The 14,314-nt window shown below is 36.0% G+C and carries 15 protein-coding genes; 2 read left to right on the forward strand and 13 right to left on the reverse strand.

The window, feature by feature from the left end; all coding sequences use genetic code 11:
* Positions 1-26: 26 nt before the first annotated feature.
* From QNH20_RS24175 to QNH20_RS24235, 13 genes are all read right to left on the reverse strand, one after another.
* On the reverse strand, positions 27-635 hold the full coding sequence (locus tag QNH20_RS24175) for a flavin reductase family protein (protein ID WP_283923493.1): 609 nt from the start codon (positions 633-635) through the stop codon (positions 27-29).
* A gap of 22 nt (positions 636-657) precedes the next feature.
* The gene (locus QNH20_RS24180; RefSeq protein WP_283920476.1) at positions 658-1,596 is read right to left on the reverse strand and encodes a ring-cleaving dioxygenase; all 939 of its coding nucleotides are present in this window, start codon (positions 1,594-1,596) and stop codon (positions 658-660) included.
* 129 nt (positions 1,597-1,725) lie between these two features.
* A complete protein-coding gene (locus QNH20_RS24185) occupies positions 1,726-2,124 on the reverse strand; it encodes a DoxX family protein (RefSeq protein ID WP_283920477.1) in 399 nt (132 codons plus the stop codon).
* Between the two features lie 64 nt (positions 2,125-2,188).
* Entirely contained in the window at positions 2,189-2,611 is a 423-nt protein-coding gene (locus QNH20_RS24190; protein ID WP_283920478.1) for a MarR family winged helix-turn-helix transcriptional regulator, read from the reverse strand.
* A 382-nt stretch (positions 2,612-2,993) separates the two neighbouring features.
* Complete coding sequence (gene rbsB / locus QNH20_RS24195; protein ID WP_283920479.1) at positions 2,994-3,926, reverse strand: ribose ABC transporter substrate-binding protein RbsB; 933 nt, start codon at positions 3,924-3,926, stop codon at positions 2,994-2,996.
* Between the two features lie 37 nt (positions 3,927-3,963).
* Complete coding sequence (gene rbsC / locus QNH20_RS24200) at positions 3,964-4,902, reverse strand: ribose ABC transporter permease (protein WP_283920480.1); 939 nt, start codon at positions 4,900-4,902, stop codon at positions 3,964-3,966.
* 1 nt (position 4,903) lies between these two features.
* Complete coding sequence (locus tag QNH20_RS24205) at positions 4,904-6,391, reverse strand: sugar ABC transporter ATP-binding protein (protein ID WP_481858002.1); 1,488 nt, start codon at positions 6,389-6,391, stop codon at positions 4,904-4,906.
* A gap of 139 nt (positions 6,392-6,530) precedes the next feature.
* Positions 6,531-6,926 (reverse strand): D-ribose pyranase, encoded by a 396-nt coding sequence (gene rbsD / locus QNH20_RS24210; RefSeq protein ID WP_283920481.1) that lies wholly within the window; start codon positions 6,924-6,926, stop codon positions 6,531-6,533.
* On the reverse strand, positions 6,923-7,849 hold the full coding sequence (gene rbsK / locus QNH20_RS24215; protein WP_283920482.1) for a ribokinase: 927 nt from the start codon (positions 7,847-7,849) through the stop codon (positions 6,923-6,925). Before rbsK ends, rbsD begins: the two co-directional genes overlap by 4 nt.
* Positions 7,846-8,838, reverse strand: coding sequence for a LacI family DNA-binding transcriptional regulator (locus QNH20_RS24220; protein WP_283920483.1), 993 nt, complete (start codon positions 8,836-8,838; stop codon positions 7,846-7,848). The genes rbsK and QNH20_RS24220 overlap by 4 nt, the downstream gene beginning before the upstream one ends.
* 406 nt (positions 8,839-9,244) lie before the next feature.
* Positions 9,245-9,952 carry a DNA alkylation repair protein gene (locus QNH20_RS24225; RefSeq protein WP_283920484.1) on the reverse strand — a complete coding sequence of 236 codons (708 nt, stop codon included), beginning with the start codon at positions 9,950-9,952 and terminating at the stop codon, positions 9,245-9,247.
* Positions 9,953-10,709: 757 nt separating this feature from the next.
* Positions 10,710-11,285 (reverse strand): TetR/AcrR family transcriptional regulator, encoded by a 576-nt coding sequence (locus tag QNH20_RS24230; protein WP_283920485.1) that lies wholly within the window; start codon positions 11,283-11,285, stop codon positions 10,710-10,712.
* Between the two features lie 187 nt (positions 11,286-11,472).
* On the reverse strand, positions 11,473-11,871 hold the full coding sequence (locus QNH20_RS24235) for a DoxX family membrane protein (RefSeq protein ID WP_283923495.1): 399 nt from the start codon (positions 11,869-11,871) through the stop codon (positions 11,473-11,475).
* 440 nt (positions 11,872-12,311) lie between these two features.
* On the opposite strand from QNH20_RS24235, the gene QNH20_RS24240 reads away from it, so the two are divergent.
* Together QNH20_RS24240 and murB are read left to right on the forward strand one after the other, a co-directional pair.
* The gene (locus QNH20_RS24240; RefSeq protein ID WP_283920486.1) at positions 12,312-12,896 is read left to right on the forward strand and encodes a DUF3238 domain-containing protein; all 585 of its coding nucleotides are present in this window, start codon (positions 12,312-12,314) and stop codon (positions 12,894-12,896) included.
* A gap of 173 nt (positions 12,897-13,069) precedes the next feature.
* Positions 13,070-13,975 carry a UDP-N-acetylmuramate dehydrogenase gene (gene murB, locus QNH20_RS24245; protein ID WP_283920487.1) on the forward strand — a complete coding sequence of 302 codons (906 nt, stop codon included), beginning with the start codon at positions 13,070-13,072 and terminating at the stop codon, positions 13,973-13,975.
* Positions 13,976-14,314: the final 339 nt, after the last annotated feature.

The raw sequence follows: 14,314 nt of genomic DNA on the forward strand, positions 1-14,314 counted from the left end.
TTTCATCAATGGGATATTATAAGGAACTATTTAGGTCTTGCAATTTCAAAAATCTCACCAATTTTAGCGTAATTATTTCCAGCCAATCGACTTAAAGCAGCTAAACCCCTTGGATCAATTCTACCATTTTCATAAATGTCATTTTCAATATGAAATTGTACAACTTTTCCTATAATAAAATCACACCCTGGTGTAGCCAAGCCTCCCAATTCCAAGGAATGCTCTAATGAACATTCCATTCGAATTTTTGCTTCCTTTATACCTGGTACAGAAATCTTTGCACTTTCTACTGGAGTTAAGTTAGCTAACTCAATCTCACTTTGATGAGGAGGAAGGCTTGCAGCTGTCCTATTTATTTTTTCAACATTTTCTTCGTCAACGATATGGACCACAAATTGTTTGGACTCGATGATGTTTCTCGCTGTATCCTTTTGTCTCCCTGATAAACGTTGGATAGATAATGAAATCATAGGGGGATTGGATGATACGATATTAAAATAACTAAATGGCGCACCGTTCAAAACACCATCTTTCGAAATCGTTGTGACGAAAGCAATTGGTCTTGGGATAATGCTTCCAATTAGTAATTTATAATTTTCTCTTTCGGTATTTTGGGTTGGGTCGATCGAAAGCAATGAAATCATTCCTTTCTTCTTATCAATCTAATTTTCTTACTTCAAATGGCAGTAAACCTCGTTCTATCTGCGCTCTAACTTGTTCATATTGCTTCGGCAACATCAATTTATCTCCCATTGTCGCTACGGATTCATCATGAGCGAATCCTGGAGGATCCGTTGCAATTTCAAAAAGGATTTCCCCATGTTCTCTGAAGTAAATAGCATTAAAATAATTCCTATCCTGTACAGGGGTCACTCCGTATCCATTACGCTCAACAAACCGTTTCCAATCTTGTTGATCTTCGTCATCACTTGCCCGCCATGCAATATGGTGTACAGTACCTACACCCATTTGCCCGCGTCCAATAGGAGTTAATTTAAGGTCGATAACATTTCCGATATCCGCCGTAGAACGATAACGAGCGAAATCTCCTTCTTTACCGACTAATTCAAGTCCCATTACTTTTTCTAACAATTCAGCCGTTTTGTTAGGCTGGGTCGATAATAACGTAGCTCCACCAAAGCCTTTTATAGCAACATCAGGTGTTACATCTCCGAAAGTCCATGTATTGACTTCTCCTTCTTCTCTCTCCACAATTTCCAAGTGAAGTCCATGCGGATCATCAAATTCCAAATACTGTTCTCCAAAGCGTTCCATTTTAGTAAAAGGAACATTGAATTTTTCTAGTCTTTTTTCCCAAAACTCAATGGCACCTTTTGGAACAACATAAGAAGTGACACCAACTTGACCGTCTCCAATGATTCCTTGACGAGCTCCTGCCCATGGAAAGAATGTAATAATTGTTCCTGGTTTTCCACCTTCATTACCGAAATAAAGGTGATAGGTACCTGGATCATCAAAATTGACAGTTTGTTTGACTAAGCGCAAACCCAATACCCCTGCATAAAAATCCACGTTTTCTTGCGGATGACCGACAATTGCTGTAATATGGTGAATCCCCATTGTTTTCTTACTCATTTTTAACAACCCCTTTTTCATGTGAAATCCAGATATATAAAGATCTTTGATACCTTATTTTGTTCCTACTTATAAAATTAAAGTCTAATTAAGTTTATTTCAATTAAAGATTCTCTGATTTGAGATATTTTAGAATAAAAGTGTATCTAGAGCATATTGACCAGGACCAATTAACGCTATGCCTATTGCAACTGCAAGCAAAGTTAGGTTATATTCGTACCCATTGGATGTTGCCCATAATCCATTTGCAGCATGCACCTTAACGATAGCCATTACCATGGTTCCTGCAATCATAATTCCTGCGAGTGGGGTTAAAAGTCCTAATACAAACAAAACTCCACCAATAAGTTCTGCTAATCCTGCGAATAGAGCCATGGTTACACCTGGTTTCATGCCAATAGATTCAAACCAACCTCCTGTACCTTTTAGACCATAACCACCAAACCACCCAAACAATTTTTGAGCACCGTGACCCACAAATAGTAAACCAATTACCAAACGAATTATTAATAAACCAATATTTATCATCTTAAAATCCTCCTAAAATGTTTTTATCTCGAATTCGAGATATTATTTTAAAAAAAATGCAATTTTATACTTTATTACTTACTTTTTTCAAAAGATGCACCAAAGTCTCTGCCTCATCAGAAATTAAGGAATCAAACATATCATCAACTAACTCATGATATTTTGGCATGATTTCCTCCATCAATGCATTTCCTTTATCAGTTAATGTTACATGTATAACTCTTCGGTCATCTCGACAGGCATTTCGACATAATAAACCTCTTTGTTCTAGCTTATCTATTACATAGGTCATCGAACCACTTGAGATTAATATGCAATTTCCAATTTGTTGAATCGTTTGTTTCCCTTTTTGGTAAAGGACCTCTAAAACAGAAAATTCCGTTATACTTAGGCTGCTTTTTGTCATTTCTTCCTTTATTCGCTCATGAATTGCTTTGGATGTTTGCATTAATACCAGAAAGGGCAAATTCGTGCATTTTCTCTCCATAGATATCACCTCCGAAATCTTGAATTAAAATATCTTGAATCTGAGATAATAATAATACATATATTTTTTCTTGTCAATAACCTTTTTTATTTTTGTATTTCATTTTTCTATAATTTCTCCATTTTAGATGACTTAAAATTAATACAGGGTAGTTCTTTCTCCAAAGATCTCAGGTAAAAACCATTAGAATGGAAGAATCAGCTTGATTGATAGTAACCACTATGAAGTATTCATTTCATGTTCTAATAAAATTGGCGTCTCTGTAAATTGTAGAAATGCCTCCTACTCGCTTGTCGCACAATGAAAAGGTGATCTAATGAATGATAAAAAAGAAAGGCCTGTCCCATAATCAAAACTCGATTTGAGACAGTCCCTTCATACATTATTTTACAAGTTCTAATTTTACAGGAATATTTTGATCTACTTTCTCGCCTTTAGCAACTTTTAGTGCTGTTTCAATTGCAGTTTTACCAATATCAGCTGGTTTTTGAGCAATTGTACCCGCCATTTGACCATCTTTTACTGCTTTAACAGCATCATCTGTTGCATCGAAGCCTACGACTACAATATTTTTCAGCCCCGCAGCTTGAATTGCCTTAAGAGCACCAAGTGCCATTTCATCGTTATGAGCAAACACACCGACAATGTCTTTGTTTCCTTGTAAAATATTTTCCATAACGCTTAGACCTTTTGCACGATCGAAATCTGCTGGCTGTTTAGCAACCACTTTTACATCTGTTGCTTTATCAATCACATTGTGGAACCCTTTGCCGCGGTCACGTGCTGCTGAAGATCCTGGGATCCCTTCGAGTTCAACAATTTTTCCCTTTTTGCCGATTTTTTCAAGTAGGAACTCTGCTGCCATTTGACCTCCAGCAACGTTATCTGAAGCAACGTGAGAAACGACCTTGCCGCCTTCAGCAGAACGGTCAACTGTTATAACAGGAATATTGGCATTATTAGCAGATTCAATAGCAGGTGTAACGGCCGCTGAATCAGTTGGGTTTACTAAAATAACATCAACCTTTTTTTGAATTAAATCTTCAATACCAGATGCTTGTTTTGCAGGGTCATCTTGCGCATCAACTGAAATAAGTTTAATTTTATTCTCTTTCGCAGCTTTTTCAGCCCCTTCTTTTAACGTTACAAAGAAAGGATTGTTTAACGTTGATATAGATAGACCTACTGTAATCTCTTTGTTTCCATCCTTCTTTGATTCAGCCTTTTGTTCACCTGGTGCTTTTGTTGAACAACCTGCCAATAGCGACATACTAAGTACTCCGACTGCTAAGCTTTTAAATAAAGTTGACTTCATGGTGTTCTTTCCTCCCTATTTATATAATTGGTATTGCTTACTTAGATTTTTTTCGGTCTAAAAGGACAGCTAGTAGAATAACAGAACCTTTGACCACTTGTTGATAAAAAGAAGATACCTCTAACAAATTCAATCCGTTGTTTAGGACACCGATAATCATTGCCCCAATTAGAGTACCGAAGATCCAGCCTCTACCACCAGAAAGACTTGTTCCACCTAAAACAACTGCTGCGATAGCATCAAGCTCATATCCAACGCCAGCATTTGCTTGTGCTGAATTTAAACGTGATGTTAGTATGATTCCTGCTAAAGCAGCCAGCACCCCACTAATTGTGTAAATCATAATTTTGATTTTATCCACTTTAATACCGGACAAAATAGAGGCTTCTTCATTACCGCCAATTGCATATACGCGGCGTCCAAAAGCTGTTTTCTTAAGGATGAAATACAAGATTGCAAAAACGATAATCATCCAAATAACTGGAATTGGAATAAAGAAAAAGTAACCTGCTCCAAGTAAAGAAAATGATTCGGATCCAAACCCTGTGATCGGTCTACCTTCTGTATACACAAGCGTTAATCCACGAAATATTGTCATAGTTGCTAAGGTTGCAATGAACGGCGCAACTTTACCTTTTGAAATTATAATCCCGTTAACAGCGCCCATAGCTGCCCCTAGTAAAAGTCCAATCACAATAGCTAGAAATGGATCCATTCCCCCAGTCATTAATCCAGCTGTTAAAGCTCCAGATAATGCAAGTATTGATCCTACTGATAAATCAATTCCACCTGTTAAAATAACAAACGTCATTCCAAAAGCAATAAGTGCGTTAATTGACACTTGTCGAAGCACATTTAAGATATTATTCATGGTTAAGAAGTCACTATTCATTACTGATAAAATAACCGTAATGATGATTAGTCCAATTACCGGACCCATCTGTTGTAAATTAATTGAGCGTTTTGACGTTAGCACGTTAATTCCCTCCCGTTGCAGCATGCATGATTGTTTCTTGTGTTGCCTCTTGACGTGTTAGTTCTGTGACGAGTTTTCCTTCATGCATGACAAGAATTCTGTCGCTCATTCCTAAGATTTCGGGTAACTCAGACGAAATCATTAAGATGGTAACGCCTTCATTGGTAAGTTCATTCATAATTTCATAGATCTCTTTTTTTGCCCCAATATCGACTCCACGAGTCGGTTCATCAAGGATGAGTAATTTCGGCTTAATTCCTAGCCATTTACCAAACACAATTTTTTGCTGATTTCCACCACTAAGTGCTTTGACGCTTAAAGATGGACTGCTCGTTTTGATCCGTAATTTCTGAATCATTTCCTTAACAAGTTTGTTTTCTTTTTGATTAGAAATAACTCCTTTTGAGGCAATATCATTAAGGTTTGGAAGTGCAATGTTTTCCTTTACACTTAAATCAAGAACAAGCCCTTCTCCCTTACGATCTTCTGTCACATAACCAATACCGTGCTTAATGGCATCCATTGGTCGTTTAATTACTACTTCTTTTCCATCTAGATACACTTTTCCACTTTGCTTAGTTACCCCAAACAAGGCCTTAACAATCTCGGTCCGTCCGGCACCCATCAGTCCAGCCACACCTACGATTTCACCTTTTTTCGCTGAAAAAGAAATATCCTTAATTCGTTTTCCATCACTTAAACCTTCGACACGAAAACGTTCTACATCTTCATATGGAATACGTTCTGGATAACGTTCACCGAGCTCGCGTCCAACCATCATTTGAACGACTTTATCTAAATCTAAATTCTTCACTTCTTCGGTTCCAACATACGTTCCATCACGTAGTACAGTAATGCGATCACACATTGCAAATATTTCTTCCATACGGTGAGATATATAGACAATTGATACACCTTGCGCTTTTAATTCATTCATAATGTCAAACAAATGCTCAATTTCTCGATCCGTCAAAGCGGCAGTAGGCTCGTCCATTATTAGAACCTTAGCATTAATGGATAGAGCACGTGCAATCTCAATCATTTGCTGTTGACCAATGGAAAGATTTTTAACCTCTTCTCGAGGGTCTATGTCTAATCCTAATTGTTTCAAGTACTGTTTTGTTTTTTCGTTCATTTCAGCTGTTCTTAAGATGCCTGATTTTCCATAACAAAGATCGCGTCCAAGGAACATATTTTCCATAACAGATAAGGAAGGAATGACATTTAATTCTTGATGAATAATAGCAATCCCATGTTTTTCTGCATCCTTCGGACTTTTAAATGAAAATTCATGTCCATCAACGCGGATGATTCCTTCATCTTTATCATATATACCAAGTAAAATTTTCATTAAAGTAGATTTTCCAGCACCATTCTCACCCATTAGAGCGTGAATTTCACCTAGTTTTAAAGAAAAATCGACCTTTTTTAGTACTGGGACACCGTTGAACGACTTAGAAATATTGTTCATTTCAATAACATTCATCATAAAGCATCCTTTTTTCATAGATTTTTATTGTAGCTTTACATAATCATTGACAAAACAGTGACTTGGGATCTACATGACAACTTCCAAAATTGAGCAATTTTTGTCAATATCCCAAGGTAAAGCCTATTCACACTAAAATTTAAAAGACAACACCTGACTTTAAAATAATATTCGCATAAGGAGTGGCTTCTCCAGTCCGAATAATTGCTTTCGCATTGCGCGTTATACTCTTAAATTCTTTATGTGGCACATATTCAATCACTATATTTGGGAAACGTTCTTTTATCTGTGCTTCTATTTTTTTGTTACAAGAGCTAATTTCTTCAGCAATTACGATAGATTCCACTTGCATTTCTTCTAATACAGTATCAAGCGTTTCGATAAATGACGGGACACCAAGCTTTAGAGCAAGATCAATTCGCTTCACTTGTTCAGGAATTGGAAGTCCACAGTCACCAATGACGATAGAATCTGTATGCCCTAGCTTCGCAAGTACGGATGAAATTTCTGAGTTAATAACACCGATTTTTTTCATCGTCCTGCCTCCACTAATTTCGTCTTCCATTCATCAACATCTTTCGCAGTTGGCATCCCGCCTTGTGCACCAAATTTCGTGACCGAGATAGCACTAGCCATCGCTGCATAAGTCATTGCTTCCTTTACACTGTTACCTTTAGCAATTTGAACCGCGAAGACAGCATTAAACGTATCTCCAGCTCCAGTTGTATCAACAGCTTCAACCTTAAAAGCTTGCTGATGATAGAGTTCTAGATTATGATCAACAAAATAAGCACCATTTGACCCTTTTGTCATCACGACTTTCCCAGGAAGCTTTGACATCATTTCGTTGAAACTGCTCTCGACTACAGGCTGTCCTGTAATTAATATAGCGAGCTCGTATTCATTAGGTGTTAAATACGTAATTTTATCTACTAGTTCTTTCGGTAATATTTGCGCAGGGGCAGGGTTTACTATTACAGGTATTTTATACTTATTAGCGATATTTACTGCTTCTGTGACTGCATCAAGTGGTATCTCAAGCTGTAGTAAAACAATATCAGCTTGTTTAATTGCTTCCTCTGCTTTTGCAACGACTTCCCGTGTTACTGCAAAGTTAGCACCTGGAACGACAATAATTGAATTGTCTCCCTCCTGAACATTAATGGATGCAATTCCAGTTGAACAATGTGGTACCGGTTCCACATAACTTGTATTGACACCTTCATTTCTTAAGGTGGCAATTAGCTCCGTTCCAAAAGCATCATTTCCAACACAACCTACCATCTTTACATCTGCACCTAATCTAGCACAGGCAACTGCTTGATTTGCCCCTTTTCCACCAGGTAAAGTAGAAAAGGATTGTCCAAACACTGTTTCACCAAGCTTTGGAATTGCAGCTGTTTTCACAACTAAATCCATATTCATACTTCCGATGACTGTTACTTTTGGTCCATTCATGTTGATAACCTCCTCGTCGTTCTACGTTCAACCAACTGGACATCTAGTTTATGATGAGTAGATTCGAGCGGTACTTCTTCAATCAATTTCACTAATATTCTTGCTGCAATTGCACCCATATCATAAATTGGCTGTGCAATCGTTGTTAATTCAGGATAAATCATTTCTCCTAAAGCAATACCATCAAATCCGATAACAGATATATCATCTGGAACACGCAAGCCATGCATTTGAATGGCTTTAAGGGCACCAATCGCCATTAAATCGTTCCCTGCAAAAATCCCATCAATACTTGAATCTCTTTCTAGTAATTCAAAGGTTACTTTTGTTGCTTTTTTTATATCATAATCAGCAGCAACGATTAAATTTCCATCAAAACATCCCTTTGCTTTTAACACGTCTATGTATCCATCTCGTCTTTCGCGAGCATTTCTAATTGTTTCAGGTCCTTGAAGATGGGCAATGTGTTTACAACCAGTTGATAATAAAAACTCTGTTGCTAGTTTTGCTCCTTCATAGTTTCCGCCTTCAACAGATGGAATCTTTTCGCTAGTGACATGACGGTCAAGTGTAACAATTGGAATTTGTGAAAAAAGTTCTTGATCAATGACAAAATTACTTGTAGAAATGATGATTCCATCAATATATTTTTGTTTTAAAATATCAATGTACTCTTGTTCTTTCTCAACACTACCGTCTGAGTTGCACAACACAACCGTGTAACCATAAATCTGCATGACATCTTCGATCGCTCGTGCAAGCTCTGGAAAAAACGGATTCGTAATATCGGGTAAAATCAGTCCAATTGTATTTGTTTTTTTATTATTTAAACTTCTAGCGACACTACTCGGAGTATAATTTAATTCCTTAATGGCCTTTAACACTTTTTTTTCTGTTTCTATGTGAACATAACCGCGCTGGTTCAAAACTCGTGAAACAGTCGCAACAGAAACACCAGCTAGCTTCGCCACACTTCTAATTGTTGCCATGCTACTAAACCATCCCTTATAAAAAATCAACTGTAATCGGTTACACATATTTCAATATTGTTCTTTACATTCTTATAAAACATTATCTGTAACCGGTTACACATATCATAATATTATTTTTTTTTTATGTCAAAGCATTTTTTTATAGGGCTATTGAATCTTCAACTCTTGCACCTTTTAGTTTAAATACAATATTTCATATTCTTGCTTTCTATGATGGGGTAGCACCAGGAAAATATACAACGTTAAATATAAAAAGCCCAATTCCTCTTAAATTTGAGAAATTAGGCTCTTTTTCGTTATTCCATTAAAGCGCGCGATTGTTGAATAGCCACCGATACTTGCTTGTCAGCAACCTTCGAATGATGTATGGAGCTCTCGTTTCAGTTAGTGTAGTCAAACGATGCTAACACCTGACATATTTGCGTTTGAAACCAATTCTCCCTCTATCTATTTCCTTTTGGATATTCTCGGAAGCAAGCAAAATACTGCTTTTTTTCTTATCCCTCCTGATTTCGACTGGTCCTACTGCCTTTGCAGTTTCAATCGCCTTATCATGGAGCGGTAAATAGGAAATCCCGACTGTGTAAATAAAATTATTCATAGCAGATTTTGTTCGATCAGGAGATTCGTGAATCGTATTTTCTACCTGATCAAGCATACTGGCAATCTTACTTGCACTAAATTCGCTGTCCGGTCGATTACCCAAAAGCCAGCAGTAACAGCTCCAGCCTGCCGACATTCTAAGTTCTTCCCCGCTTGCGATCCATTTATCAGCAACAGCTTGCGCAATATCGGTTTCAGCCAAAGTGACTGCAACCACATAATCAGACAGCATATAAAAATACGCCGCATCTATCCAACGTTCAAAATCCGCCTCGGTCATTGTCATTGGATCCGCAATGATGCCGGCAAAATACATGGCATCATAGTTCCCGGTGGCGTAAAGCTGCTCGGCTAAAGGCTGATTTTTCTTGATTTTCTTTGCGAGTGGCTTCATTGCACCTGTAGCCACCCCAAAAAGCGGCTCATGTGCACCATTGCTTACGTAAGTCTTTTTAATTCGTTCCTTGCCGAGCGCTTCCAGCTCTTGCATAACTAATTCGAAATCCATCGTTTTGCACTTCCTTCCTTTATGAACATATACATTTCATTGTAACCATTTAGCTTATATTCATTATCGTAACTATTATACAGAACGTATATTCGCAATATACCACATATTGCATGTGTGTGGAAGGTCCACATTAAAATAAGCTGCCAAAATGACAGCTACGATCTTAAACTCTTGTACCCGTTAGCTTAACAAGATAGAGTTTAATTTTATCTATTTAATTGTTTATCTATGGCTATGAGGACACTCAATATTGCTCCCAATAATATTCCTATTCCTATTTGTTCTGAATACGTACCCATCAAATATCCAATTAATATACCAATTGTCAAATATGGAATTAGTTCTTTTCTCATCCCATACCTCAAATTTATAGACATTATTACTGATAATTCTACACGCAAAAGAATATTACCTTTAAAATAGGAAAATTTGTATCTGAAATGACTGTCTCCTTGATACTGCTTCATTAGCACAAAGGAAAAGCCGCCAATAAGGGCAGCAGATCTTCAACTCTTGCACCCGTTCCTTTAAGTAAAGTTCTTCACAAACTCACAAATCGTTGAATGAGAAAATGATATTATCTCTTTTGAAGTAATGCGGGATAGTTTATTAAACTATTTAGTTATGCGAGTTATTTTTCCTTTTCTTTTTTCCAAGTATTAGTTATTCCATTAAAGGGTTCCGTTACTATCGGGGTTTCATTTTCAATTAACTTATTTAGTTGAGTAGCATCATTCAGAGAGACTCCTCTCAATTATTTAAGCTTTTTTTGTGCAACCCCATTTAGATATATATCCGATATTTGTTCAGCCAGAAATATAGAGCTTTCCTTTCCATTTAATACGTATCGTAAAGTTAAGCTTTCAATCGTTGCTAAAGTAGACTCGGCTAAAATCCCAATACTTATATTCTTCCTAAGATTTTGATTTTCCTGCCCCGAAGTCATAGTTTGGATTAAAGAGTTCAGTATATCTTTTCTTATTTCTTCAATATAAGGATTCATAAAATAAACGGCTCGTGTATAATCGGGATTATCCGCCATAAATTTGAATATTTCTTCCCACCTTCTTCGGACAGTAATTTGAACATTCGGGTCATTTTTCCCAATTATAAATTGTTGAATTAACTTGTCCTTCCAGTTCTCAAGAATCTCCATGTAAAGAGCTTCCTTATTCTTAAAGTAAATATAGAAGGTTCTTTGTGAAAAGCCAGCATTGGCTACAATATCTGAAATTTTTGCTTGATAAAAACCAACTCGCGCAAACTCACTAATCGCTGAATTCATAATGCTTTCTCTGCTTTTTTCTGCCTTGTTAGGGTCCCGAACCACTTAATAATCACCTATCTCCTGTGTAGAGTATTAATGAATTTATAATTTAGTAACTCTTGAGTTACTTATAATACACTATGTATAATTAAGTTTTTCAATACCCTTAAATCTTATTCTTATGTTCACAGGAATGTCAATGAAAAAAAGGGGGTATCAACCCACCCCCTTGTATATAACGCTTTTATAATTAAGCTGCAGTCTTTTGAGAACGTTTAGATGAATCCGTTTTTCTGAAAAGTAGCATATATCTTTCCCGATAATTCAATACCAAAAACAAATGAACCAAGAACATACTTACTCCTATAACGGTTATTGATGGATTTAGCACTAAAATAAAGAAAAGAATATTTATAGTAATTGGCGCTAATACAGCTAATGCCAAAGGTGCTAGAAGATCAGAGAATAATAAAATACTTCCAACTAACTCCGTAATTTTTACAAAGGTCATTAGACCTGAATCTACCTCTGCACTTATTAATTGCTGTGCCATGCCTGTCATCTCAGGTAATTGCATAAAACCAAAAAAATACCCAAGTGCGGAATAAAGATAGAAAATAGCGAATAGATAACGAAAAACCAAAGACACCTTTTTCAAAATAAAATCATCCTTTTTTTAAAATAACTTCTTTTCAAAGAAAAAATACAATAAAGATTACCTATAGACAGCACTTTAAAGTGGTCATACTAACTAACTCATTAGTTAGTAACTCTCGAGTTACTAATATTGTACTAAATAAAAAAACTTTTTCAATAGGAGTTCACAAGTTAGTCATGTCCAATATGTGAACAACTTTTGAAAAATGTATGGAGTTAAGATTTAGGGGATTTAAGGAGCTACATGTAAGATCCAATCCACCAAATACTTGATGATTCATAAATAAAACCTCTACAAATAAAGTCAATCAAGTTGACTTTATTTGAATTTCATTGTACTATTCGTACATAGTCAACCAAGTTGACTATGTTGTTTTGTTATAAAAGAAATGGGAATCGCTAAAAAATATCAATAAACTTTGGAGGTTCTATATGATTAACATTGTTAAAATTAGAGCAAGTGTATTTATCCCAATGTCCTGGACTGAACCTAGGAAGGATATTCAAACGGGAAAAGTAATCCAATTTGAAGGTGATTCACGTGAATTTACACCATATGCTGTAAACACTATGCGTTCCAGAGTTGAACAAGAAGTAGTTGTAGATTTTTATAAAAAAGAAATTTTCTCATATGCGAACACTGGTATAACAACAGAAAGAGTCACAAATTCAGATGGCTCCGTTAATAAGAGAACAGGAAAAGCAAGTACTGAAGGTATTTTGTGCACTAATATTGTATGGGGTTCTGATGACGTTAAGTTTCAAATGAGTGCAAGTGCTAGCAACCCATTGAATGTATATGCTCCTCCTGTTGACTACCTATTAACAGTACATGTCATAAATGATGGTAGTATCGATATTCAAGGAACACATGATGGATTCCCCTGTTTTGAATTTTATAAGCAAGTAAATTTTGGTCCGTTTGAACAAATTTATACCCATGATTTTAGAGAAACAGGTGATACGCCTGAAGCTATGGCTGGAGAAATGGAGTATAATTTTAAAAAGATATTGTAAAGTCAAGGGTTCTAATTAACAAAACACTTGTCACTCAATATGGCAGTACCACCTCTTTTATAGCGGTGGTACTGCTTTTCTATTCGCTTATCTCGCGACTTATTGCGGTAAGAACCTTGCTCTAAAACAACACATTGCATTTCAAGAGTAAAAGTTTTTCTAGGAGATCGTAAATGAAAACAATATACAATGACTTATTATCTTTAATAAATGCAGATAGCATAAAAACAAATGAGCCGCTAAGTAACTACACATATACAAAAACTGGTGGAAATGGTGATTTTGTCATAACACCAAAAACGTATCAAGAAGTACAAAACGTTTATAAATATTCTTTAGAATATAATATTCCCATAACAATTTTAGGGAATGGCTCTAATCTAATTGTTAAAGACGGCGGAATCCGCGGATTAGTATTAATTCTAACTGAGATGAATAATATTTATCTATTGGATAAAAAAATTAAAGCTCAAAGTGGTGCATCTATTATTGAAGTTTCCGGCTTTGCGCTTAAAAGTAGCTTAACTGGATTAGAATTTGCTTGTGGAATACCAGGTTCAATAGGTGGTGCACTTTATATGAACGCAGGGGCCTATGGAGGAATAGTATCCGATGTGCTACAAGAAGCTCTTGTTCTGGATACAAATGGCGACTTTTTAACTCTGTCAAAAGATGAAATGGAATTAGATTATAGAAAAAGTAGTATTGCACAAAACGGTTACTTAGTTCTAGAAGCTACTTTTGGCTTAACTCCGGGAAACTTCAATGAAATTAAAACAAAAATGGACGAACTTACTTTCCAGAGAGAATCAAAACAACCCCTAGAATATCCATCTTGCGGAAGTGTTTTCAAACGTCCACCAGGATATTTTGCTGGGAAGTTGATTCAAGATAGCGGGCTCCAAGGAAAACAAATAGGAGGAGCACAGGTTTCAACAAAACATGCTGGTTTTATTGTCAATGTTGGTTCAGCTTCTGCTAGCGATTATCTTGAATTAATATCACACATTCAAAATACTGTTAAAACAAAATTTGATGTAGATCTCGAACCAGAAGTTATAATAATAGGAGAAGATTAAAGAGTCGATCACTTCAGTTTAAAGTTGTTTTATTGCAAAATGTGCTATTTAAAAAAGAAAATATACCATATTCAGCACCTTAATAACTTTCAAACTTATAGATGTACCGTTGGATGAGTATTGAAGAATTTTTAATTTATCGACAGAGCATCCAATTATAGGTTCGTTCTAAATATCTCATCATATCTCAGTTAAACATCTAAAGGCTTATGATAACGTACTTTTTTCTGTCTTAATGCAAAATAGTACGTTATCCTAAGTATGCCTTCTACTATAAAGAAAATAAAACTAAGAGAATGGTTTGAGACCATTGATTTTGTAGTTTTCTAGTCTTTAGCT

It is taken from the genome of Neobacillus sp. WH10, assembly GCF_030123405.1.
Classification (GTDB): Bacteria; Bacillota; Bacilli; order Bacillales; family Cytobacillaceae; genus Neobacillus.